The sequence below is a fragment of the Chitinophaga sp. genome, assembly GCF_036566945.1.
Lineage (GTDB): Bacteria > Bacteroidota > Bacteroidia > Chitinophagales > Chitinophagaceae > Chitinophaga.
This window is the reverse complement of sequence record NZ_DATCVJ010000339.1, coordinates 1-2,571: the sequence shown is the minus strand read 5'-3', so window position 1 is coordinate 2,571 and position 2,571 is coordinate 1. Positions and strand designations below refer to the sequence as shown.

Genomic DNA, 2,571 nt, shown 5'->3' with positions numbered 1-2,571 from the left:
ATCTGGGAAATCAGAAGAGAAAGACGCACGGAATTATTATTCGACGGCTTCCGCTTCCAGGACCTCATGCGCTGGGCCAAAGGCAGCTATATGAATACCAGCAACAAGGACATCTGGCGCGGCGCCAAAGTGCCGGACAATGGCAAAGTGCTCCGGGACGCTGAAGGATACATTACTCCCTATACTACGGCAACGGCCCAACGCACATTTATCGATCCTAAAAATTATTTTCAGCCGATACCAAGCGGGCAGATAGCGTTATATCCAGGCGGGAATTTGGCACAGAATCCGGGCTGGTAGCAATATACATCACCTTAAAAAAAACGGCGTTTCAGATAATTCTGAAACGCCGTTTTTTTTGGACATAAGTACGCAGGAACGAGTTCTTTATCCTTTTTCACTTACTATTAGTGTCCTCTTTTCATTTACACGCACCCACACCTTCGTTTTTTCCGCTGAGCTTATTTTATATTTTGTCACCTTTCCATTTTCCCAGCTGCAATCTACGGTATATCCGCCGCGGGCTTTCAGGCCCTTAAAAGATCCCTTAGCCGCCCAGCTGGAGGGTATACCTGGTAGCAACTGAATTTCGCCGGCATGGCTTTGCAACAACATTTCTGCGATGGCACCACTGATACCAAAATTTCCATCCAGCTGAAATGGCGGATGATTGGTAAACAGATTAGGTAAAGTATTATAAGTAAGCAATCCGCGCAACATAATACCCGCCTTTTCACCTTCGCCCAGGCGTGCCCAAAGCGCACAACGCCAGGGCCATGTCCACGAGCGGCGGCTGTCTCCCACAGTCGACTCCACCGTGAAGGGGGTATTTATATTTTTTCCGTAGTTGCCGCTCCTGCTACGCAGCGAAATGATAGCGGCTTTTGCCAGCTCGGGACTAAGTGTGGTACTGATCTGGCGTCCGGGATAAACTGCAAATAAGTGCGAGGTATGTCGGTGCTGATCATCCGGATCATCCCTATCTTCCTGCCATTCCTGTAACTGTCCCCATTTCCCTATTTTATTAGGCGCAAGATGGGCCTGCATATCTGCTACTTTTATCTGATACCCTGTATCTATACCCAGTGCTTTTGCTGCCTCCAGGTAATTTTGGAAAAGATCCCACACCAATTGCTGGTCATGCATAACGCCATCTTCCCTGGGACCATGCTCCGGCGACCAGCCATCGGGTACCACCAACTTTCCATCAGGCATTTTCTTTAGACGATCTTCCCAAAATTCACAAACTTCTTTCAAAATAGGGTAAGCGGTATTACGCAAATATGCTTTGTCCATCGTAAAAGCCCAATGTTCAAACACATGCTGCGCGTACCATGCACTGGATGGAATATTCCATTCCCAACCATTTCCTCCAAAAATACTCTGGCTGGTGCGGGCCGTCCAGCCACGTACATTTTTTCCAAAAGCTTTTTGAGTAGCAATGCGGCATGGCTCTTCAAAAGCCTTAATAAAATCAATTAAAGGCAAATGGCAGTCAGACAAATTAGTCGATTCTACCCCCCAGTAATTCATTTGAATATTGATGTTGTTATGATAATCACTTGCCCAGGCAGGCGTATTGCTGTTGTTCCACAAGCCCTGCAAATTAGCAGGCAAGCCTCCTACACGGGAACAACTGACCAACAGATAACGGCCATACTGAAACATGGTTTCCTCGAGGTCCGGATCAGCACCACCGGCTGCAAATTTTTTCAACCGGATATCGGTAGGTAATGTAAGCAAATCTGCAGCTGTTTCCCCAATGTCAATAACCGCTGCTGCTGTAAGACGTGTCAAATCCTTTGTATGGCGACCGATTAATTTTTGATAGCCATTTTTTTGAGCCGCAGCTATTTCCTGTTTAACCAGCGGTTCAGGATCAACGCCACGCCACCCCGAATTATAATCTGGTTTGTAATTGGTGCGTGCATCCAGGTAAATAGTAATTGTATTGCATTTTTGAAACACCAGTGAATCATTTACCACCGAAACGCTGCCGCCTTCACTGGCTATTTGAAGCCTGGCTGTATACTTCAGGTGGTTGGGCATTTCACCCATAAAGCTCAATCCATGTGCATCAGCAATGCTCAGAGCTCCCTGCGCTGATTGCATGGAAATCTTACCGGACAATGCCCCTTTTTTACTGGCAGTATACCTGAAAACAATTACCTGGTCGGGATGACTCGCGAAAGCTTCCCGTTTGAAACGAATGCCGTCTACTTCAAAAAAAGTAGTATGAACCCCGGTTTGGATATTCAGGGTACGTTGGTACCTGGTGGCACTATCGGCATGACTAAAATTTATTGCAAACTCACCGAAATTGCGATACGAACCGAAACCATGATCACCTGTCTGATAATCGCCGTCCCAATTATTATCACCACTCCATAAACTCTGTTCATTAAATTGTATCGTTTCCCTTTTAATGCCGCCGTAAAGCATAGCCCCCATTCTACCATTGCCAATAGGCAAGGCTTCCGCCTCCCATTTTGTAGCAGGCCGGGTATACCATAACTCATCATGATGCTCGTCTGCCCTCGCAGTCATTACTGCAGTCGTCAATAACAGCCC

Annotated in this window: 2 protein-coding genes; one reads left to right on the top strand and one right to left on the bottom strand. The window is 46.7% G+C overall.

Annotated elements, in window-relative coordinates; all coding sequences use genetic code 11:
• Window positions 1-300 (top strand): RagB/SusD family nutrient uptake outer membrane protein (locus VIP81_RS10060; protein ID WP_331959336.1); only part of this gene is annotated, 300 nt, incomplete at its 5' end.
• Window positions 301-387: 87 nt separating this feature from the next.
• Here the strand turns inward: VIP81_RS10060 and VIP81_RS10055 are convergent.
• On the bottom strand, window positions 388-2,571 hold a 2,184-nt coding region (locus VIP81_RS10055), incomplete at its 5' end, for a glycoside hydrolase family 95 protein (protein WP_331959333.1).